Annotated in this window: 20 protein-coding genes; 8 read left to right on the top strand and 12 right to left on the bottom strand. The window is 66.4% G+C overall.

The genetic code is table 11. The annotated features are described in order from the left end of the window. Both NN4_RS02615 and NN4_RS02610 read right to left on the bottom strand, forming a co-directional pair. Positions 1–861 carry an SDR family NAD(P)-dependent oxidoreductase gene (locus NN4_RS02615; protein ID WP_147128318.1) on the bottom strand — a complete coding sequence of 287 codons (861 nt, stop codon included), beginning with the start codon at positions 859–861 and terminating at the stop codon, positions 1–3. Beyond that, positions 858–1715 (bottom strand): SDR family NAD(P)-dependent oxidoreductase, encoded by an 858-nt coding sequence (locus tag NN4_RS02610; RefSeq protein WP_147128317.1) that lies wholly within the window; start codon positions 1713–1715, stop codon positions 858–860. The genes NN4_RS02615 and NN4_RS02610 overlap by 4 nt, the downstream gene beginning before the upstream one ends. A gap of 186 nt (positions 1716–1901) precedes the next feature. Here NN4_RS02610 and NN4_RS02605 point away from each other — a divergent pair, with 186 nt between their 5' ends. The 3 genes from NN4_RS02605 to NN4_RS02595 are packed head-to-tail and all read left to right on the top strand — an operon-like array spanning position 1902 to position 5463. Further along, a complete protein-coding gene (locus NN4_RS02605) occupies positions 1902–2576 on the top strand; it encodes a TetR/AcrR family transcriptional regulator (protein WP_186818228.1) in 675 nt (224 codons plus the stop codon). 50 nt (positions 2577–2626) lie between these two features. Beyond that, the gene (locus tag NN4_RS02600; RefSeq protein WP_147128315.1) at positions 2627–4072 is read left to right on the top strand and encodes an ABC1 kinase family protein; all 1446 of its coding nucleotides are present in this window, start codon (positions 2627–2629) and stop codon (positions 4070–4072) included. Positions 4073–4089: 17 nt separating this feature from the next. Beyond that, positions 4090–5463, top strand: coding sequence for a serine hydrolase domain-containing protein (locus tag NN4_RS02595; RefSeq protein WP_147128314.1), 1374 nt, complete (start codon positions 4090–4092; stop codon positions 5461–5463). 16 nt (positions 5464–5479) lie between these two features. Here NN4_RS02595 and NN4_RS02590 read toward each other — a convergent pair whose 3' ends face one another. From NN4_RS02590 to NN4_RS45635, 3 genes are all read right to left on the bottom strand, one after another. Further along, complete coding sequence (locus NN4_RS02590; protein ID WP_147128313.1) at positions 5480–6628, bottom strand: MCE family protein; 1149 nt, start codon at positions 6626–6628, stop codon at positions 5480–5482. Positions 6629–6744: 116 nt separating this feature from the next. After that, positions 6745–7728 (bottom strand): LysR family transcriptional regulator, encoded by a 984-nt coding sequence (locus NN4_RS02585; protein WP_186818227.1) that lies wholly within the window; start codon positions 7726–7728, stop codon positions 6745–6747. Between the two features lie 555 nt (positions 7729–8283). Beyond that, positions 8284–8418 carry a cytochrome P450 gene (locus NN4_RS45635; protein ID WP_222594951.1) on the bottom strand — a complete coding sequence of 45 codons (135 nt, stop codon included), beginning with the start codon at positions 8416–8418 and terminating at the stop codon, positions 8284–8286. A 113-nt stretch (positions 8419–8531) separates the two neighbouring features. On the opposite strand from NN4_RS45635, the gene NN4_RS02580 reads away from it, so the two are divergent. Beyond that, positions 8532–8903 carry an Rv0313 family protein gene (locus NN4_RS02580; RefSeq protein ID WP_135231494.1) on the top strand — a complete coding sequence of 124 codons (372 nt, stop codon included), beginning with the start codon at positions 8532–8534 and terminating at the stop codon, positions 8901–8903. A gap of 140 nt (positions 8904–9043) precedes the next feature. After that, positions 9044–10429 carry an FAD-binding oxidoreductase gene (locus tag NN4_RS02575; RefSeq protein ID WP_246180672.1) on the top strand — a complete coding sequence of 462 codons (1386 nt, stop codon included), beginning with the start codon at positions 9044–9046 and terminating at the stop codon, positions 10427–10429. A 52-nt stretch (positions 10430–10481) separates the two neighbouring features. Here NN4_RS02575 and NN4_RS02570 read toward each other — a convergent pair whose 3' ends face one another. From NN4_RS02570 to NN4_RS02555, 4 genes are all read right to left on the bottom strand, one after another. Beyond that, a complete protein-coding gene (locus NN4_RS02570) occupies positions 10482–10829 on the bottom strand; it encodes a DUF6766 family protein (protein ID WP_147128311.1) in 348 nt (115 codons plus the stop codon). A 131-nt stretch (positions 10830–10960) separates the two neighbouring features. After that, positions 10961–12094 (bottom strand): 4-hydroxyphenylpyruvate dioxygenase, encoded by a 1134-nt coding sequence (gene hppD, locus NN4_RS02565; RefSeq protein WP_147128310.1) that lies wholly within the window; start codon positions 12092–12094, stop codon positions 10961–10963. Continuing rightward, entirely contained in the window at positions 12091–12588 is a 498-nt protein-coding gene (locus NN4_RS02560) for an EF-hand domain-containing protein (protein ID WP_222594950.1), read from the bottom strand. Before NN4_RS02560 ends, hppD begins: the two co-directional genes overlap by 4 nt. Before the next feature lie 208 nt (positions 12589–12796). After that, positions 12797–13198, bottom strand: coding sequence for a DUF8711 family protein (locus NN4_RS02555; RefSeq protein ID WP_147128308.1), 402 nt, complete (start codon positions 13196–13198; stop codon positions 12797–12799). A gap of 182 nt (positions 13199–13380) precedes the next feature. Between NN4_RS02555 and NN4_RS02550 the strand changes: the two genes are divergently transcribed. Beyond that, positions 13381–14325 carry a GlxA family transcriptional regulator gene (locus NN4_RS02550; protein WP_147128307.1) on the top strand — a complete coding sequence of 315 codons (945 nt, stop codon included), beginning with the start codon at positions 13381–13383 and terminating at the stop codon, positions 14323–14325. An 83-nt stretch (positions 14326–14408) separates the two neighbouring features. Here the strand turns inward: NN4_RS02550 and NN4_RS02545 are convergent, their stop codons facing one another. Beyond that, on the bottom strand, positions 14409–14855 hold the full coding sequence (locus NN4_RS02545; protein ID WP_246180671.1) for a hypothetical protein: 447 nt from the start codon (positions 14853–14855) through the stop codon (positions 14409–14411). 288 nt (positions 14856–15143) lie between these two features. On the opposite strand from NN4_RS02545, the gene NN4_RS02540 reads away from it, so the two are divergent. Together NN4_RS02540 and NN4_RS02535 are read left to right on the top strand one after the other, a co-directional pair. Further along, positions 15144–16784, top strand: coding sequence for a hypothetical protein (locus NN4_RS02540; RefSeq protein ID WP_147128306.1), 1641 nt, complete (start codon positions 15144–15146; stop codon positions 16782–16784). Positions 16785–16960: 176 nt separating this feature from the next. After that, positions 16961–17560 carry a methyltransferase family protein gene (locus NN4_RS02535; RefSeq protein WP_186818226.1) on the top strand — a complete coding sequence of 200 codons (600 nt, stop codon included), beginning with the start codon at positions 16961–16963 and terminating at the stop codon, positions 17558–17560. A gap of 22 nt (positions 17561–17582) precedes the next feature. Here the strand turns inward: NN4_RS02535 and NN4_RS02530 are convergent, their stop codons facing one another. Both NN4_RS02530 and NN4_RS02525 read right to left on the bottom strand, forming a co-directional pair. Then, positions 17583–18857 (bottom strand): DoxX family protein, encoded by a 1275-nt coding sequence (locus NN4_RS02530; RefSeq protein WP_147128550.1) that lies wholly within the window; start codon positions 18855–18857, stop codon positions 17583–17585. A 71-nt stretch (positions 18858–18928) separates the two neighbouring features. After that, positions 18929–19615 carry a M15 family metallopeptidase gene (locus NN4_RS02525; protein WP_147128305.1) on the bottom strand — a complete coding sequence of 229 codons (687 nt, stop codon included), beginning with the start codon at positions 19613–19615 and terminating at the stop codon, positions 18929–18931. Positions 19616–19634: the final 19 nt, after the last annotated feature.

Raw genomic sequence — 19634 nt, 5'->3', positions numbered from 1 at the left:
TCACTTCGTGATTCGGTTCAGCAACGGCTGAATGCGGGGTAGCAGCTTGTCGGCCAGATCGAAGGACCCGATGCTGCCCACCGTGCGGATCAGGCCGGGCGACAGGCGGAACAGTCCGTAACCGAGCCAGGCCTCGGGATTCACCGGCACGATCGCCCGGTTCCGGCGGATCGCGCGTTCGATGGCGCGCGCGACCTTGTCCGGCCCGGCAAACGACAGGCTCTGGACCCGGCCGATGTCCGCGCGCCAGGCTGCCTGCTGATCGGCGTCGAGCCCCGCTCGCTCACCGTGCGCGAGCAGGTCGGTCCGGATGGCGCCGGGACAGATGGCCGTGACGCCGATCCCCCTGGGCCGCAACTCCACCCGCAGCGCCTGGCTGGCCATCAGCACCGCGGCCTTGGCCGCCGCGTAGGCCGGGATGTACTTGGCCGGGAAGAACGCCGCCCCGGAGGACACGTTGACGATGTGCCCGTCGATACCGGCATCGATCATCTGCCGGGCGAACACCCGCGACCCGTAGATCACGCTCATCAGATCGATGTCGACGGTGCGCTGCCACTGTGCCGCACTGGTTTCGTAGAACCCGCCGGTATCCATGACTCCCGCGTTGTTCACCAGGACGTGCGCCGGTCCGAACTCGCCGCGCACCCACTCGGCGCACGTGTCCCATTGCGCCTCGCTCGCCACATCCAGCCGGTAAGGATGTCCGCGCCCGCCGGCGGCGACGATCTCGTCGGCCACCGACTGCGCGGTGTGGTCGTCGATATCGGCCACTACCACTCGATATCCGGTGTCCGCGAGCAGCAGCGCGGTCTCACGGCCGATGCCCGCGCCACCGCCGGTGACGATCGCTGTTCTCATCGCCGCCCACCCAGCACTCGATCCGACAGCTGAACCGCTCGCTCCGCCAACGGCATCCGGGCCAGCCCGACGATGCCGCGCATGAGCCCCGGCGACAGGCGCGCCAGATACCAACCGGCCCAGGCTTCGAGGCCTACCGGCACGGTGGCGAGGTTCCAGCGCACCGCCCGCTCGACCGCCGCGGCGACCCGGTCCGGGGAGCGGCCGAAGATCCGCTGCCCGCGCGCGAGTTTCGCGGCCCACTCGGCGCCGTGCTGCTCGTCCGTGCCCGCCCGGGTTCCGTTGGCGGACAGGTGCGTATCGATCAGCCCTGGACACACCGCACTCACTCGGATACCGCGACCGGCGAATTCGGCGCGCAGCGCCTGCGTGCCCAGCCACGCACCGGCTTTCGCGGTCACGTACGACGGCGCGAGCGGTGTGGGCAGGAAGGCGCCGACCGAGCAGATGTTGACGATGGCGCCGCGCTTGCCCGCCTCGGCCATCTGCTGCACGAACAGCCGCGACCCCAGCAGCGGGCCCATCATGTTGACGGCGATCATGCGCCGCCAGTCATCGCCGGTCTGTTCGAGGAAGCCGCCCGAGATCAAGATGCCTGCGTTGTTGACCACCACATCCGGGACGCCGTGTGTCTGCGACACCTGCGCGGCGAACACCGCGAGGTCGGCGGCGTCGGCGACATCGAGCGGGTAGTACTCCCCCTGCCCGCCCGCCGCGCGGACCAGCCCGGCCGTTTCCTTACCACCGTGTTCGTCGATGTCGGCGACGATCACCGTCGCGCCGCGCTTCGCGAACCGCAGGGCGGTGGCCCGGCCGATCCCGCTACCGGCCCCGGTCACCACCGTTACGGTCATGATCGACAACCTGGTCGTGCACTGGCGAACAAGGGGAAATGAATCATGCCGCGACTCCTGTGTCGTCCTCTGCCGGAACAGCTGAGCGAGCAGCGATCAATTAATTGACGCTGATGTCACTAAAAGTAAACTGTCTCAGACAGAAGCGCAAGAGCGGGTCCGCCGCCAGGGCATACGATGTGCTGGATGACCGAAGCAGCCAAGCGCGGCCGCGGGCCGGGCAGGCCGCGCGACGAACAGAACACCGAGCGACGCAGGCGCGAGCTGATCGCCGCCGCCTACCAGGTGTTCACCACGAAGGGCTACGCCGCGGCGTCGACCGCGGACATCACCGCGGCGGTCGGCATCGGCTACGGCACCTTCTACCGCTACTTCGACAGCAAGCGGGCGATCCTCGACGAGGTGGTCGACTACGGCCTCGATCGGATCCTCACCGAGGTCGCGGACGACGTGTTCGAGCCCGCCTCGATCGAGTCCGAGATGACCGTCGACCGGCTGGTCCAGACCTGGTCCGGCGCGGTGGACCGGATGTGCCGGATCGCCGAGTCCGACCCGGCCCTGATGCAGGCCATGCTGTTCGAACTGCCCGGCATCGACGACGAACTCAACACCCGGCTGATCGGGCTCGGCGGCATCCTCGCGGCCGCGGTCGAGCGCTTCCTGTCCCGCGCCGTCGACGCCGGTGTCCTGCGCGCCGATGTGAACACCACCGATGTCGCGTGGATGCTGATGGCGCTGACCATTCCCCCGGTGATGCGCACCTTGCAAGGTGGCGGCGAGCTCGACCGGCGCAGGTACACCGACACCGTGCTGGCCGTGCTCACCCCCGGCCTGCGCGGCGCCGAGCCAGCGGCGAATTAATCGACGCAGGCGTCTGCTAATCTCGGCCGATCCCTGCGGAAGGGCGTTCGATGGCGGAGCAGATACCCACCTCACGGGTGCGGCGCGGCGCCGTGTTCGGCAAACTCGTTGCCGGACAGGCGGTTCGCGGCGCCGGCGTCAAGCTGTCGATGGTCGGTGGTACCGATGCGGAGCGGATCGCCCGCACCGAACGCGCGCTCGCCGACGCGGCCGAGGACATCGTCACCGTGCTGGGCAGCATGAAGGGACTGGCCATGAAGGCAGGCCAGCTGCTGTCGATGTTCGATCTGCTGGCCGCGTTCGGCATCGAGACCCTGCCCGCTGCCCAGCGCGAGCGATTCCAGCGCAAGCTCGCCGCCCTCTACGACCAGGCTCCGCAGCTGCCGTTCGCGCGGATGCGCACGGTCATCGAGACCGACTACGCCCGCCCGATCGGTGAGGTGTTCGCCGAGTTCGAGTCCGAGCCGATCGGCGCGGCCTCGATCGGCCAGGTCTACCGCGCGCGGCTCACCGACGGCCGCGCGGTGGCGGTCAAGGTGCAGTACCCCGGCATCGACGTCGCGGTCCGAGCCGATCTGAAGAACCTGAGCCTGGTCATGCGGATGCTACGCACGGTCGCGCCCGCGGTCGCCGACCACGCGCTGTTCCGCGAGCTCACCACGCATTTCGCCGACGAGACCGACTATCGCGCCGAAGCCGAGCACCACCGGCTCGTCGCGGACATCTACCGTGACCATCCGTTCATCCGCATCCCCGAGGTGGTGACCGAGCTGTGCACGGCACGGGTGCTCGTCACCGAACTGGTCGAGGGACGGAGTTTCGCCGAGATCGTCGCACTGCCCGATCCGGAGCGTGACCGCGTCGGCGAGATCCTGCACCGCTTCTACCTGGGCACCATGGCGCGGGAACACTGCTTCTCCGGCGATCCGCACCCGGGCAACATCCTGCTCGCCGCCGACGGCAAGGTCGCCTTCCTCGACTTCGGCCTGTTCAAGCACATGGACGAGGCCGCAGTCGAGTTCGAATTGGACTGCGTACGGGCCGCGGCCGAGTACCGCGGCGCCGACCTGCGCGCGTTGCTGGTGGAATACGGTGTACTGGAGCAGGATTCGCTGGCCAGCGCGGACGACTGCCTGCGCCTGGTGCACGAGGTCTCCGGCTGGCTGCTCACCGACGCCGAGATCCGGGTCGCCGAGGATGCCGCCGCGCACGCCGTGCTCGCCTTCGTCGACCCGCGCCGCGGCTACTTCGACCGCTGGCGGCGCGAGTACGCGCCCGCCGAACACGCTTTCGCGCGCCGGGTGGAATACGGCACCCTCGCCCTGCTCGGCAAGCTCCGCGCCAGCGGCAACTGGCACCGCATCGGCCGCGAATGGTGCTACCACGAACCACCCCGCACCGAACTGGGCGTGCTCGAACATGTTTGGCTGACCCAGCGGAACAGGTCGGCGGCCGACGGTGCGCTGCCGGTCCCGGGAAACGCCGATCCGTCCTAGTGAAGGGAAGTCGCAGGATGCTGTTGCCATCGACCGAGCGAGCGTTGTTGCACCGGGTCGCCGTCGAGCAAGCGGAGTACCGGGTGCCGTCGCTGATCGCCGCCGTGGTGCGCGACGGCGAGCTGGTGTGGTCGGGGGCAAGGGGCCGGGTCGACGGAGGTCGCCCGACCACCGATACGCAGTACCGCATCGGCTCGATCACCAAGTCGATGGTGGCCACCATGGTGCTGCGGTTGCGCGACGAGGGCAAGCTCGATCTGGCCGACCCACTGACCAAGCACGTGCCCGGCGCGCCGCTCGGGGATCGCACTGTCGCCCAACTGCTCTCGCACACCGCGGGCCTGCGCGCGGAGTCCCCCGGCGAGTGGTGGGAGCGCACCGAGGGCGGGGATTGGGCCGATCTCGCCGACAGCATGAACGGCGACCCCGGCAGCAAGGCACTGCTGCATCGGGCGGGCCGCCGATTCCACTATTCCAATGTCGGTTTCGCCGCGCTCGGCGAGTTGGTCGCCCAGCTGCGCGGCCGGAGCTGGTTCGAGGCTTTGCGCGCCGAGGTGCTCGTCCCGCTGGGTATGGGCCGCACCACCGTGTCGCCCGCCGCCCCGCACGCCACCGGCTGGGCGGTGCATCCCTGGGCCGACGTCGTGCTGCCGGAGCCTGCGCACGACCACGGGGCGATGGGCGCGGCGGGTCAGCTGTGGTCCACGGTGTCCGACCTGGCCCGCTGGGCGGCGTTCCTCGGCGGCGACACCGGCGAGGTGCTCGCCGCCGACACGCTGGCGGAGATGCGCGAGCCCGCCATCGTCACGGACGGCGACCGGTGGGACGCAGGCTACGGGCTCGGCCTGCAGTTGCAACGCCGCGACGGCCGTCGGCTGGCCGGGCACACCGGGGCCATGCCCGGCTTCATCGCCGAGGCCTGGGCCGACCCGAAGGACCGCACCGGTGTGCTGTTCCTGTCCAACACCACCTACGGCGGCATCCGCGGCAAGCTGGCCGGTGCGATGCTGGACATCCTGGCCGAGCACGAACCGAACCTGCCCGAAGAGTGGTTGCCCGCGCCCGAGGTGGACCCGAAACTGCTGGCGCTCACCGGAACCTGGTACTGGGGCAGCGCCTCGATCGCGCTGCACCTGCGGGCCGATGGTCTGCTGTCACTCGAAGCCCTCGCGCACGGCGGGCGGGAGTCGCGGTTCCGGCCCGGGGCCGACGGCTCCTGGACCGGACTCGACGGGTACTACGCCGGTGAACGCATGGAGGTGGTGCGTGGCCCCGACGGCGTGGCACAGCGGCTGGAGCTCGTGAGCTACGTGTTCACCCGCGCGCCTTACGAGCCGGTCGAGCCCATCCCCGGTGGTGTCGACCCGGCGGGCTGGCAAGGACGAGGCTAGGACGTCCCCGCACTGATCATCGGTGGCCGCCCTGCACCCGGGACTGCACGAGTTGCAGCACCTGGATCAGGCTGCCGACGAAGTCCTGCGCATCCGGTAGCAATTGACCATGGGGATCGGTCAGCACGCTGACGTCCAGCGCGGTCACGGTGAAGAAGATGCCGATACTCTTGCCGCGGACAGCCGTATCGAGCCTGAGGCGCAGCGTGTGCATGAGGTCGAGCATCGTACCGAGATCGTCACCGGCCGCGGCCAGCTCGCCCATCAACCGGCGGGTGTTGTCGAGTAGGTCGGCGAGGTGCCGGCCGGTGGTATCGGCGTAATCGCCGAGCGCCGCGCTGGTCACCGATACCTTCGTCAGCAAATCGCCGATGGCTCTGTTGTTTTCGGCGAGCGTGCCGAGCATCTCGGGCAGCGCGCCCGCCACCCGGCCCAGTTCGGCGTGCCGGACCTCGATGCTGCCTGCCAGCGTGCCGAACTCGGCGAGCACCGCGTCCACTCGGGCGCTGTTGTCGTTCAAACTGCGGACCACACCGGTCATTTCGGTGATCAGGTGGGACAACTGGCCGCCACGGCCGCCCACGACCGCATCCAGCTCCGAGGCCAGCTCGGCGAGTGCGGCCACACCACCGCCGTTGAACAGCAAGGAGATCGAGATCAGCAGCTGTTCGGCGGACGCGGCCGAGGACGTCTTGTCGAGGCCGAGGGTGGCGCCGTCGCGGAGCATCGGCGCACCCGGCCTGGTGGTCGGCGTGGACACCGCGACGAACATCTCGCCGAGCGGGGTGTCCTGGCGCAGTTCGGCCGTGCTGCCCTCGGGCAGATCGACGTCCGTGCTGATGGTCAGGTCCACGATCGCCCGGAAGTTCTTCGTACTGATCTTGGTGACCACACCGACATTCGAGCCGCCGATCCGCACCTTCGCCTGATCCGCCAGGCTCAGCGCGTCCTCGAATATCGCGTGCACCGTGTAGGTTTCGCCGGACATACCCGGCATGGGCAACGGCAGCTTCTGCACCGTGAGACCGCACCCGGAGATCACCGTCACCGCGACGATCGCTGCCAACGCCCTGAGCGTCGTTCGGACGCGGCGGCGAGCACGGTCGGTCTGTGCGCTTTCCGGGTTCGCGTGCTCCAGCGTCTGGACCACGAGCTCTGCACTCATCTGCGCCTCCCCCCACCGTAGCCTGAAACTACCAGCCGGAAGCACACCCCCGTGCCAGAATCGACGTCTCGCGCACTGCGAAAGTTCTTCTCCCGCAGCAGAAGAGCGTCCGTACGTCAGGTGAGCAGCGGACCGATCGGCATGGTCGGCCGGTGTTGCGGCGCTTGATGATCGGAAGTCCGGGTCGCCAATAAACCTGCGACGCCGAACTTTCGGATGAGTTCCGGGTCGCTGATGACCTCCAGGAATTTCACGACCTGAGGTGACTTGTCTCGTGCGTGAACCGCCAATTCGCGCCGGACCGGACGGGACAACCGGATGACCGACAGCAGTCTGGCCGAACCGTGCAGCGCCATCCTCGGCACCAGTGCGATGCCGACGCCGTACTCCACCATGCTCAGCGCGGTGGACACATCGGGTGCGCGGACCGCGAATCGGATCGGTACACCCGCGCGGGCCCCCTCGCGCAGTAGCGTGTCGGTGAGATCGGAGTTCGCGCCGCAGCGAATCCACGGCGCCTCGACCAGTTGTTTCCACGAGCCGTCGAAGCTACCGCGCTGGCTGGGGTGGCACACCACGACGAGCTCTTCCTCGCCGAAGCAGTGCACGAGGCGCGAGCCCGCCTGCCCGAGTGGTCCGACGGCGAGATCGAGGCCGCCGTCTTCCAACGTCGCGTCGAGCTCACGGAGGTCGGTGAACGCCCTGACCTCGACGCTGTCGAGATTGCGTTCGTGGCGCATCCGGTAGACCAGCGGCGGCAACAGCTTCTGCGCGATCGTCGGCGTGGTGCCGACGGTCATCACACCGTCGCCGAACGATTCCCCCATGGCCATCGCCTGCCGGGCGGATTCGACGACTTTGGAGGCCTGGACGAAGAACGCCCTGCCGAAATCGGTGAGCCTGGATCGGCGCGACTGTGGATCGAACACGTTGCGGCCCAACGAGGTTTCCAGCACATCGATCTGCTGCGACATCGCGGACGGCGTGATGCCGAACCGCCGCGCCGCCGCGGACAGCGAACCCAGTTCCACCGCGTGCACGAAGTAGTCGAACTGTCGCAGCGTGATCGCGGTGGAACTGAGTATAGGGTTTTCAGACATCGGCAACCTTCGTGTCGAGCCATCGGCAATCCACAGCCACGGTCCATTCGAATTCTTTTGCGCGCCGTTCATCCTATGAATTCGAATAGCGAGTCCTCGACGGAGCCGCCGTCGAGTTGTTACTCCGGCTTGCGCAAGCAGTATCTACTGGAGATGACTGTTAGTCAAACCTCGGGTAACACTAAATTCTACTGTTGCCTGGATCACCGTTCGACCCCGATGCCGAATCGTCGGATCTATTTAGATATCACCTGCCCGCCGGCCGATTTGCGAGGTCAGGCTTACGCCGCTCCGTGCCCGGTTTCCGTTGCCGCGCAAGCCAACCGGCCGCAGCCATTTATATCTCTCGGCGAATTGGTCAAGCGTCCACTCCGGCGGCGCCGCCCGATTGAAGCGGAGCTCAATGGCGGTAAGTCGGCATTCTCATTACCGAGCGCGCATATGTGCAGAAACACAAAGGGTCGAACATTCCTTCATGCACTTTTATCAAAACCGCACATCGGTGGCTCCGAGAATTGGCCGGACGTGAATCGAGCCCTATTCCATCGACGCGACTCACGCTGGTCGCCGGGGCCGGTCCCTGCGGTAGGAGACGAGGTCGCCGACCAGTCCGTCCATCTCGCGATAGCCGGCGACCGCCTGTCCCGGAGTGCGCGAGGTGCCGAAGAACCGGTCGACGCACGAGCGCATCGGGGCGATCAGCTCATCCGGGGGTAATGCTGGGACAATCCCGTCGTGGCGAAATCGCGGCTACGCGAGGACACTGAAGGCGAAGCGACGAATCCGTCTCGAGGAGCAATGTGATGGCACCTGACAGACCTTTTGGGATCGGTCCGGAAGACCTCGAACGCGCGTTGCGGGAGGCGGGGATCGAAATCCGGGACTTCCTCGGCAAAGTCGACCGCACCGGCGTGAATACGCTGGCGTCGCTGTTCGGTCAGTTCGTGCAGCCGGAGCGCGCGCGGCCGCCGAAGCCGGAGGACGAGACCACCGGCGAGACCGGCAGCGGGGTGTGGGTCATCTACCGCGTCGACGACGCCGGCGAGGCCAGGGTCGAGCAGGTGTTCCCGAGCGAGCTCGAGGCCTTGCGGGCGCATCGCGACAATACCGACGAAAACCGTCGCGTCCGGTTCCTGCCCTACGGTGTCCCCGCGACTGTGCTGGACGTGCCCTGATATCAGCCGATCACCTCTGACGGGCCCCATCGAGCTCGCCTCCATCGACACAGCGGTTCGGTTCCGCGACGCCGATCGCCAGCGGTGGCCGACGCGCGGGATCTACCATGCGAACACGGGGTCGAGCGAGGGCGACCCGGATGGAGGAGCATGGTGCGCACGATATCGGTTCCGCGATGACCACCGCGTTCGACGGCCCGCCCCTTGAGATCGACACTCGCCCAGGGATTCTCGACCAGTACACGATCGATGAGACCGGCCGGGCCGGGCAACGACCGCGCGGCGTCGTATACCCGGCCGATGTCGACGAGGTGGCCGCGACGGTCCGATGGGCGCGCGCCACGGGGACACCGCTCATCTGCCGGGGCGCCGGAACCAGTCTGGAAGGTCACCTGCTCGCGCAGGGAAACGAGCTCATCGTCGACCTGTCGCAGTCGAATTCGATCCTGGACGTCTCCCCCACCGACTTCACCGCGACGGTGCAACCGGGGGTCACGCGCACCCAACTGAACGCGGCCACGGTGGAGTCGGGGTTGCAGTTCACGGTGGACCCGGGGGCCGACGCTTCGCTAGGTGGCATGGCGGCGACCAATGCCAGCGGTACCACCACTGTCCGCTACGGTGGCATGCACGCGAATGTCCTTGCGTCGCAGGCGGTACTCGCCGACGGCTCGGTGGTGCGGCTCGGTCGCGCGGTTCGCAAATCGTCGAGCGGCTACGACCTGAAGGATCTGCTGATCGGCTCGGCCGGAACGCTCGGCATCATCACCGAACTCACGGTCCGGCTGCATCCGATCCCGGAATGCCTACGCTCGCTGCGCGTTTCGTTCCCCACCGTGGCTGCGGCGGTCGACGCGGCCGTCGAGATGCTCGGTGCCGCACTGCCGGTGAGCAGACTCGAACTCGTCGATGCCCCCGGCATGGCCGCGCTCAACGCGTTTCATGGCGCCGACCACTACGCCGAGACACCGGCGCTGTTCATCGATGTCGAATCGTCGTCCGAACCCGCGGCCATTGCCGAAGAGCAAGAGATCCAGCGGATCGTCAAGGCGCACAAAGCCATCGACTTCACTGCCGCACGCTCCCACACCGAACGGCACGCACTCTGGGAAGACCGGCACAACCTCTTCTTCGCGCTCAAGGCGCGCCACCCCGGCAGCCGTTTCATGGTGACCGACACCGCCGTCCCCTACTCGCAGATCGCCGCGGCGGTCGACACTGCCACCCGGCTCGGCGATGAACTCGGCCTGACGGTCAGCGTCGCCGGACACATCGGCGACGGCAACGTGCACACCATCGTCCCCTACACCGACCTGAATCATGATGCGGTACAGCAGTTCTCCGACACCCTGGTCCACCACACCCTGTCGGTAGGCGGCACCGCGACCGGCGAACACGGCATCGGCCTCACCAAGAAGAAGTACCTGCGCGAAGAACACGGCGCCGCCGTCGACCTCATGATCGCCATCAAACGCACCCTCGACCCCGATAACCTGCTCAACCCGGGCAAGGTACTCGACACATAACAGGAGCGCGCCCGTCTCCTGCGACGACAGGCCTTACCACCGGCGCGAGCCGTCAATCGTGCGGAACCGGCCGCTGCCGCTCCAACGGAACCAGGTACGCCCGCAGATCATCGATCTTGGCTTCGATGCGTTCGGTGTTCTCCGCGTCGACCCGGAAGATCCAGTGCTTGGCACCCAGCAGCAGGATCGCCTGGAAGACGAGCTGCAGCCATTCGCTCTGCCAGTTCTCGAAGGTACTGGCGAGGAAGTCCGGCCAGTAGCCGGACCACTCGAAAGGTTGCCCATGGTCGTGCTGCGCGTTGCGATATTCGATGAGTTGAGTGAAGAACTGGGCGGCCCACGATCCGAGAAACAACATGAGCAGCACATAGACAGCTCCCCAGCGCCTGAAATGTGTCATATCAGGCGAATACCCCGGTTACGGGATTCGACTCGCTACGCGATAGCTACCGATGCACGAGACGTTCGTGAGCCGACCGCTCCGGGATTCCAGCCCGAGGTGATCCCGCTCGTCGAGCCCTGACGCCGGGTTCACAGATTTCCGCGGCGGTCCTGTTCGCGTTCGATCGCCTGGAACAGCGCGGCGAAATTGCCGACGCCGAAACCCTGCGAGCCGTGCCGCTCGATGAGTTCGAAGAACCCGGTCGGCCGGTCCTGTGGCGGGCGGGTAAGGATCTGCAGGAGGTGGCCGTGTTCGTCGCGGTCCACCAACGCGCCGCACCGGGCGAGTTCGGTGACCGGCGTGGTGATGGGGCCCAAGCGGTCGAGCAGTTCCGGGTCGTCGTAGTAGGTGTCCGGTGTCGGCAGGAACTCCACACCGCCCGCGCGCATGCCGTCGATGGCCGCCAGGATGTCGTCGGTGGCCAGCGCGACGTGTTGCACTCCGGGGCAACCGTAGAACTGAAGGAACTCATCGACCTGACTGTTGCGGGCGGATTCCGCCGGTTCGACCACCGGGAATTTCACCTGCCGCCGCGGGTCGGCGACGACTCGGGAGCGCAGCGCCGAATATTTCGTGGAGATCTCCCCGTCGACGAACTCCGCCATGGTGGCGAAGCCGAGGACCCGCTGGTAGAAGTCCACCCATTCGTCCATACGGCCTGCCTCCACGGCGGCCACACAGTGATCGACCGCATGAAAATAAGGGACCGCAGCACCGGACATCGCGAATGTCGCCGCCGCGTAGCCAGGGAGATGCACGCCTCGATAGCGGGACCGGTCGACGAAGGTATGCCGGACCTGCCCGTATGCCGCGATCGACGCGAGCATCGCAGTCCCATCCGCATCGCCGATCTGGTGCGGCTCGGCCAGCCCGCGCGCGCCCTGGGCCAGCGCGTGGTCGTAGGCGGCGCCGACATCGGACACCTCCAGACCGACGTCGACCACCCCGTCGCCATGCCGATGAACGAACTCACCCAGTTCCGTGCCCGCTCGGGCCGCGCCGGTAACCACGAAACAAGCTGTGCCGGAACGCAGTACATACGAGCACTCGTCCAGACACCCCGTCTCCGGCCCTCGATACGCCACCGGCGACATCCCGAAGGCACTGGCGAAGAAATGTGCGGACTGGAACGCATTGCCCACCGCGAACACGATCGCGCCGAAGCCGTGTACGTCGAACGGCCCCGTCGTGGTCGCGGTGGCTACAGCGACCGGGGTGTTCAAGCGTGGGTAAGCAGGTCGGCCACCGAGTCCTGTGCGGAGCTGGTGTAGTACCTGCAGATCACCTCGACCCACTCCGTCGCGGGGATTTCGCCGAGCCCCGCGGTGTCGAGCTTCGCGAACATCGCGGCGGCTCTGTCTGCGTCGAACCCGACCAGCCGCATGTAATCGGTGTACTCGGCACGGTCGATCATGCCGTCGTCATTGCGGTCGCACATCGCGACGACCGCCTCCGCATACGGACGAAGGTACGCCGTGTTCACGGACGGATCGGTGACCGCGGCGAAGTACTCCTCGATGCTCACCACGCCATCGCCGTTGGTATCGGCGTGGGCCGACAAACCTTGCCAATACCCTTGATGCGAAGCCACCAGTGCCCGCGCCTTCGCCGAGGTGGGCGGTTCACCGAGACCGGTGATGATACGTTCGGCCAGCAGCTGGAAATCTTCCTCCTCCAGCACGCCGTTCCCGTTCGCATCCAGCAGGTCGAATCGCATACGGATCCTGCTCGAAGCGGCATCACTCATAGCGTTATTGCTCATGATTCCGATCGCCTTCCACTAGGGAGCGAGACAGGTCACAGCGGAATCGAGCATAACGAAGCGACCGAATGTTTGCCGACGGTTTCCCGAAGTATCAACAGCCGCCGCATTCCCGCTCCGGCGTACCGGTGCCGTCGGCCGAACCCTGACGCTTGCGCGGTGGTCAGGCGGTCGGGCAGGCGTTGTCGAGCTTGACGAGGGCCTGCATGAATTCGGAGTTCTTGTCCTGCGGGGTTTTGAGGAAAACCTCGTCGGATTCCGAACTGAGCCGGTTCATCTGGTCGGCGGCTGTGTTGATGGTGCGCTTCAGTTCGCCGTCGTCAGATTTGGCCGCCACGTCGGTGAAGGAGGCGCTCGTGCCCTTGTAGACCGTTTTCAGTTTGGCGGTGTATTGCGGATCGTCGCCGTTCAGGGCATCGATATCGCTGTTGAACTTTGTGGAGATCTTTACTATTTCGGCGCAGGATGCTGCTCGGTCTGCCGCACTTGCGGCGCTGGCCGACACCAGGGTGTATCCGCTGATCACGGTGGCGAAAGCGGCCGAAACGAGGATCGTTTTACGCATGGAATTCTCCTTCGACTAGCGGTCAGGAGCGGTCATCGCGGATTTGCTGAACATTTGCCTGATCCATGGTCGGCCGACCATGATCGCGTTTCCAGATCAGCGAGCGCCACTATCCGATCAGTTCGTGCCAATGGCGCGGCGCGTTTGCTGTCGCTGCGGATACCTGGCCATACGATGGCGAGATGCATGTCGTGGCGGCCACGCTGCCGGATCGCGTGGAGGTGTTCGACCTGGTGCTCGCCCTCCAGGTTTTCGCGGTAGCTCGACGGGCCGACGGCACCAAGCTCTACGAAGTCCGCGTCTGCGGAGACGGCGAGACGACGGCCATGGCTCGCGGCCAGCTGGGTTTCGGTCTGCGCCCGTCATGGCCGTCTGCCGCACTCCACGAAGCGGATACGGTGCTGATTCCGGGCGGGCAACCGCCGTACGACACCGAACAGTGGGTGCTCGATCGCGTGCGTCGAGCCGCCCAGCGCGGCGCGCGGATCGCCTCGTTGTGCACCGGCGCATTCACGCTGGCCGCCACCGGGTTGCTGGCCGGGCAGCGGGCGACGACCCACTGGCTGGCCTGCACCGAGCTCGCCGAACGCTATCCGGATATCGAGGTCGACCCCACGGTGCTGTTCGTCGACAACGGGTCGGTGCTCACCTCCGCCGGGTCGGCCGCGGTAATGGATATGTGCCTGCACATGGTTCGCAACGACTACGGTGCCGAGATCGCCGCCGACGCCGCCCGATACCTGGTGATGCCTTTGCAGCGCGCCGGCGGCCAAGCCCAGTTCATCCCGCGCACCCCGCCGCCCACCGATCGGTCGGCGCTGCAACCGGTGCTGGCGTGGATCGAGCACAATCTCGAACGCCCGCTGACACAAAGCGAGATCGCGCGCGCGGCCGGAATGTCGTTGCGCAGCTTGCAAAGACACTTCCACGACCAACTCGGCACCACCGCCCAGCACTGGCTGCTGCACGCCCGCCTCGACCGGGCCCGGCAATTACTGGAAACCACCGAGTTGCCCATCGACCAGGTCGCCGAGGCCGCCGGTTTCGGCACCGCGGTGACCTTGCGCCGCCACTTCACCCGCGAAGTCGGCACCGCGCCGCGCGCCTACCGCAACGCATTCCGCTGACGGCGCCCGGATATCGCGAAGGACCGTATCCCGACGCGCGCCACTGTCGCGTCGAGACACGGTCAGGTGCAGAGCAATTCGGGTTAGCGGATATCGATCGTGCCGTCGAAGACCATCGGGGCGGGACCCGGGTTGCAGGTTCGGAGCATGTTCGTCGGCATCGGCAGGCCGTAACCAATCATGTTCGGCTGACCGCCTTGACCTTTGGTGACGGTGATCTGGATGGCCATCGCGTCGGGCGCGAACACCATCACGGGTTGGGCCGTGCTGATCGGATAGACCAGTGACACGGTATTGCCGACGACTGTCAGGCACGTGACCGGGCCGGTGACCTTCACCGGCAGCGGCATATTCCCGAGTTGACCAACGGCCATGTAGGTTCCGGTCGCGGGTCCGTCCCCCTGCCCCTGCGCCTCGATATGCAGGACATTCATGCCCAGCACTTGCATGTTGCCGTTGATCGACACGCTGGCGGGCGCTGCCGCCGCCTGCCCGGTCGCCGCAACAGCTGCCGCCCCGGCGACAACCATGGATAACGCGAAGCGAGTAAGCCGGTTAGCCATTGAAAACACCTTTCTAGGGTGGGGATATGCCCGGCGGATACCCGATGCCCGAAAACCCATGCGACGTAATCTCGGATGGATAATCAAGTCGATTTTTCACGTTCCGACCGGTCGGGATCTCGCTTTTATCGGCGGGGCCGTTCGAATCGTAGTGCGACCGGTACGGATTGGGCATCCAACCAGCACCGGAGGCGCGACCCGGCAGCGGTATCCTGCGGTCAACTCGTCGAATTGAGCGAGCAATAGGGGCAAGTGTTGGGCGTCAATGCGATTCGGAATTTTTCGTCCTATCGCGGTCAGTACCTGATCGGGGTATTCCTGGCGCGGGTCCGATGCCGAGTCGATATTTCCGGTTCCGCCGACGACCGCCGGCGGGCGCGCGATGCGCTCGTCGCGGGCGGCTGGTCGGCGGTGGCGCATGCGGACAGCGACACCTACGTACGGGATATTCGAGGTTCGTTGTCCAGCAGCACGATCGAGGAAGTGGTGCGCCACGTCCACACGCATATCGTCGATACGCATTCCCGGGCCGCCATCGACAAGGCCTCGCTGGAGCGCATCCGTTATGCGGGCCTACGTTTCACCCATCGGCCCGCACCGCTCGAGCACGATGGCAAGCGGGTCGACGCACTCGCCGAGATCTCGGTTGCCCCAATTCCTCTCGTCCAGCAGCAACAGCCGCCACCTGCTCGTCCGCCGAGCACCCTGCTGGCGCGACTGATTCGGATACCGGCTTTCTGGTACGACTGTCTGGAAAAGAGCGCCAGATTCATCGCTCGGATATTCCGGCGTGCAACACCACTATGGTTCCGACAGCTGGCTATTCGCGTCATCGCCGATGACTCGGCACGCTTTATCTGGGTTCGATTCGGGCTACTCGCCGCCAGCGGCGGTCTCGGTGTGGCCGCCGGGGTGGCCGTAGCCGACCGGTTCCCCGACCGGCCGACCGGCCCGGAGCCGGCCTTGGGTCTCATCGGCATCTCGACTGTGCTGCTGCTCGTTCTCGGCGCATTGAACCTGTTCACCAGGGTAGCTGTGCATCGAGCGGATGCCGCACTGCCCCAGGGCTATTCGCGTTGGCAAGCGGAGCGCTGGGCGAACGCCAACCGAACCGATGTGGCGCGTTTGATCGGCGCGGAACGCCATCATGCCATCCGAATGTGCTGGACGGCAGGCACTCTCGTGCTGCGGATGATCGCGATGGCGGGCGCGGGAGCGCTGCTTTTCCTTTCGGTGCAGACGATCTGGTTCAACTCGCGGTTGATCGCCGCGACACTGCTGACCGTCGGGTTACTGCTGGCCTGGATTCTGGTGATCGATGCCGTGCGGCCACGTCAACGTTCGGGCTCTCGACTCATCGTCCGGCGGACGGCCGCCTCGGTGCTGCTGGCGGGAGTCGGCGGGGCCATGGTGCGCTTGCCGTCTTATTTCTTCTACCAACCGCTCGGCTATCCGGCGTTCGCCTTCGAAATCGGTTGGCACGATGTCATTGTCAACGCGCGCGGGTTCATCATGGCCGCGCTCGGGTCGGGGGCGTTGATCGCGATCTACTGGCTGTTCTCGCCACGGATCACCCCGGTATGGCGATCGGCCTTCGCGCTGTTGCTACTCATGTGCGCGACCGTCGGAATGTTGAGCGCCATGGTCGAAGCGGGCAGACCGGCGGAGCTGATAGTGCAGCAGCAATCCGTCACAGCGGGCGGCACCCGGTACGCCGCCTGCCTCATCGACAACGGTCGCGAGCAACCGATCTGGATCATCGGGCAATCCGCGGGCCGCTTCCTGATCGGCGACCGGGAAACGCCGACCGGTGACCCGACTCGGATCACCAATGTCCGAATGCGGCCGAGCGGCATCGAGTACCGCATCGTGGCCGACGCCACCCCGTGCCGGTAGCGGTCAGGATATTGTACTTACGCTGGATCGCTCAGCGGCCAGCCGAAGAACAGGGGGATGAACGTGTCCGATCGATGTCGTTGCAGCCCAACGGTTGCCCACATAGCCGATGCGGCGGTGGCTTTCCAGCACTGCGCCGAGACCGCGCCCGCACGATCTCGATGGGGGAATTTCGGATGGCTGTAACGAGTTTGGTCCTGATCGGTGTCTGGCTGGCGATGGTCGTCTGGCTACGCGGCGCGGTGCAGATCCGCCGGGCCAGCGGGGCCGAGATCCAGTTCCGTGACCCACCGGGTACCACGCAATGGTGGGCGAAGGTCGCCGGCATCGTCGGGTTTCTGACGTTGGTCGCCGCACCGATCGCAGACCTACTTGGGCTGCAACCGTTTTCGGCGCTCGATCGGACCGCGGTCGGTGGCGCAGGCGCGGGACTCGTGGTCCTGGGCACGAGCCTCACCGCGGCGGCCCAATCCGCGATGGGCACCGCGTGGCGTGCCGACGTGAATCCGCACGCGCAGACGACGCTGGTCACCGACGGCCCGTTTCGCTGGGTACGCAATCCGGCGCTTACCGGTGTTGTGACCACCTTTGTCGGCCTGGCACTCCTGACGCCCAATCCTGTGGCCTTGGCTGCACTGGTAATCATCTTGGGAAGCCTGCAGGTTCAGGTTCGCCTGGTCGAGGAACCGTATCTGCTGCGGGTCCTCGGCAAGGACTACGCCGCCTACGCAGCGCGCACCGGACGGTTCATACCCTGGCTGGGGCGTCTTCGCTGAAGACTGCGTGCTTCGTACTCGGCTAGCGGAAGTACGGGTAGTCCTGCACCCAGTGGAATTCGCGGCTGCGCAAGGTGAAGCTGTTCAGGTCCATGCGTTCCAAGGTGATCACCACCGTCTGGTCATGCAGCCTCCCGCGCAACAACAGCCGGTCCGGGGCGGGTCGCTCGCTGGTCAGCGTCGCGAATGGTGGCTGTGGACCGGCCTTTCCGTCGATCGTGGCGAGTTCCAGCTGTCCGTTCCGGCGGAAGTCGGCGTACGCCGGCACCAGTTCACCGTTCATCCGTTGGTAAGTGGCTTGCTCCGGGTCGTCGAAAACAAGACGCTGCCAACGCTTTTCGTCGGTGGTCAGCGGCGGAACCGGCTGCCCGTCGAGGGCGAATTCCTGCACGTTCCAAATTCCGTACAGCTCGGACTTGGGGCTGGCGGCGCCGTATTGTTCCTGCCACACCACCCATCGGTCGTAGCCGCTACCCAGCGCGATCCAGATCCCTAGGGCCACCTGAATCCACGCAGCGATGCGGTTCTTCCGATCGTCGGCGAACAGTACGGGCTGCGTCAGCGGCTCGCACCTGCGCTGCAGCACCAACACGTCGACCAGTCGCCGCAGGTACGGGGCCAGCAGAACCAGGCTGATCAGCAGCAGGTGCCCGGCGAGCAGCTTCTCCGGTATATCGAACGTCATGTTCAGCAGGAGGATCTGCGCCGTGCTCACCAGACTCGTCACGGCGCCCAGCACCGCGGTCCGGGGCACGAACAGCAGCAGCCCGGCCACGACTTCCACTGCGCCGAGCGCCATTTCATACGGATAGGAGCTGCCGACCTGTAACCACAGCACCGAGGCCGGGCTCAGATCGCCGTACGGCAGCAACAGCTGTGCCAGCGTGGGCGCGGGCATCTGCGTGGGGATCAACTTGGCGAACCCGAACCCCACCATCTGCACGCCCAGACAGACCCGGAGGAAAAGGGTGAACCAAGCCAGCAGGTGCGGGTAGCAGGAACGACGGTCGAGGACCGTCCACACCGCGGTGGCCGCCACCGCAACGACCAGGACACAGAAGACCTGCACCCAAACGGCCGTCTGGTCGCCGGCTCCGGAGTCCTGGCGCAGCATCGCGTCGACTCCGAAGACCGTGGTGCCCACCCAACGGGTGACGGGGTTCAGCAGCGCGGTCACCCCCCACGGCCCGATGAATCCGTGCAGCGAGCGACTCAGGGGCCCGAGCAGCGCGAACGGAACCATCGCGAGGAGCAGGCAGTACAGGCCGAAATAGCCGACACAGAATCGGAACGCCATCCGCGTCCACGGAGACCAGCCGGCCGCGCCCGAGGCGGTGTCGGTGTCGGTGTCGGTGTCGACGGTGCTGCTCACTGATGCATCCTCGGGTCCTGGGTGGGATCGGCGTACCGGACCGGACAGCCGCGCACGGATGCTTCGGGGCGCAGTTCGTAATGCCAGGGTTCGTTGTTGTAGATCTGACACAGCCCGTACTCGGCGCCGTGCCTGGACAACCACGCCGCGGCCGCAGTGGGCCCGATGTCGACCGCCTCCCCCGACACGTGCGCGGACGTCTCGGGAGCGGCCACCCAGCGGGCGGCTTCCTTTTCCGAGCCGTACTTCGCGACCGCCTCGCGCAGTAGGCGTTCCTGGTATTCCGGCGAACGCCAGCCGCTGTTGACGACGAACTCGATCCCGTCGTCCGCGGCATCCGTGGCGGCGCTGCGCAGCGCGGCGAGCAAGTCGGGGTCGAGGTTGGCCACGGACGGAATCTCGTCGTCGAATACCGTCAGGCCACTCGGGACAGCGCCCTCCGCGACGGTGCCCCCTGGCTCGGTCTCGCCGTTCAGCCACGGTAAATGCGGGCGCGCCGCACCGGGCGGACCGTGGCGGTCACCGAACGGCAGATCGAAAGACCATGCGGCGGAGGTCGACAGCGAGTTCAACGACTGGTAGACGAGGACACCGACGGGCGCCGCGGTGACGACGACGAGACCCGCGAGGATGGTCGCGCGGAGCCGGCGAGATGCCGTGCGTGCTGGTTTGTGGTTGTTCATGCCGTCAGTCAAGACAGCG

The sequence above is a fragment of the Nocardia ninae NBRC 108245 genome (assembly GCF_007990755.1).
GTDB lineage: Bacteria > Actinomycetota > Actinomycetes > Mycobacteriales > Mycobacteriaceae > Nocardia > Nocardia ninae.
This window is presented reverse-complemented; position numbering and strand designations above follow the sequence as displayed.

Bases quoted from the DNA above. Each gene is read 5' to 3' on its own strand.
- NN4_RS02615 (WP_147128318.1), bottom strand. From the start codon at position 861: ATGAGAACAGCGATCGTCACCGGCGGTGGCGCGGGCATCGGCCGTGAG.
- NN4_RS02610 (WP_147128317.1), bottom strand. From the start codon at position 1,715: ATGACCGTAACGGTGGTGACCGGGGCCGGTAGCGGGATCGGCCGGGCC.
- NN4_RS02605 (WP_186818228.1), top strand. From the start codon at position 1,902: ATGACCGAAGCAGCCAAGCGCGGCCGCGGGCCGGGCAGGCCGCGCGAC.
- NN4_RS02600 (WP_147128315.1), top strand. From the start codon at position 2,627: ATGGCGGAGCAGATACCCACCTCACGGGTGCGGCGCGGCGCCGTGTTC.
- NN4_RS02595 (WP_147128314.1), top strand. From the start codon at position 4,090: ATGCTGTTGCCATCGACCGAGCGAGCGTTGTTGCACCGGGTCGCCGTC.
- NN4_RS02590 (WP_147128313.1), bottom strand. From the start codon at position 6,628: ATGAGTGCAGAGCTCGTGGTCCAGACGCTGGAGCACGCGAACCCGGAA.
- NN4_RS02585 (WP_186818227.1), bottom strand. From the start codon at position 7,728: ATGTCTGAAAACCCTATACTCAGTTCCACCGCGATCACGCTGCGACAG.
- NN4_RS45635 (WP_222594951.1), bottom strand. From the start codon at position 8,418: ATGCGCTCGTGCGTCGACCGGTTCTTCGGCACCTCGCGCACTCCGGGA.
- NN4_RS02580 (WP_135231494.1), top strand. From the start codon at position 8,532: ATGGCACCTGACAGACCTTTTGGGATCGGTCCGGAAGACCTCGAACGC.
- NN4_RS02575 (WP_246180672.1), top strand. From the start codon at position 9,044: ATGGAGGAGCATGGTGCGCACGATATCGGTTCCGCGATGACCACCGCG.
- NN4_RS02570 (WP_147128311.1), bottom strand. From the start codon at position 10,829: ATGACACATTTCAGGCGCTGGGGAGCTGTCTATGTGCTGCTCATGTTG.
- NN4_RS02560 (WP_222594950.1), bottom strand. From the start codon at position 12,588: ATGCGATTCGACCTGCTGGATGCGAACGGGAACGGCGTGCTGGAGGAG.
- NN4_RS02555 (WP_147128308.1), bottom strand. From the start codon at position 13,198: ATGCGTAAAACGATCCTCGTTTCGGCCGCTTTCGCCACCGTGATCAGC.
- NN4_RS02550 (WP_147128307.1), top strand. From the start codon at position 13,381: ATGCATGTCGTGGCGGCCACGCTGCCGGATCGCGTGGAGGTGTTCGAC.
- NN4_RS02545 (WP_246180671.1), bottom strand. From the start codon at position 14,855: ATGGTTGTCGCCGGGGCGGCAGCTGTTGCGGCGACCGGGCAGGCGGCG.
- NN4_RS02535 (WP_186818226.1), top strand. From the start codon at position 16,961: ATGGCTGTAACGAGTTTGGTCCTGATCGGTGTCTGGCTGGCGATGGTC.
- NN4_RS02530 (WP_147128550.1), bottom strand. From the start codon at position 18,857: ATGGCGTTCCGATTCTGTGTCGGCTATTTCGGCCTGTACTGCCTGCTC.
- NN4_RS02525 (WP_147128305.1), bottom strand. From the start codon at position 19,615: ATGAACAACCACAAACCAGCACGCACGGCATCTCGCCGGCTCCGCGCG.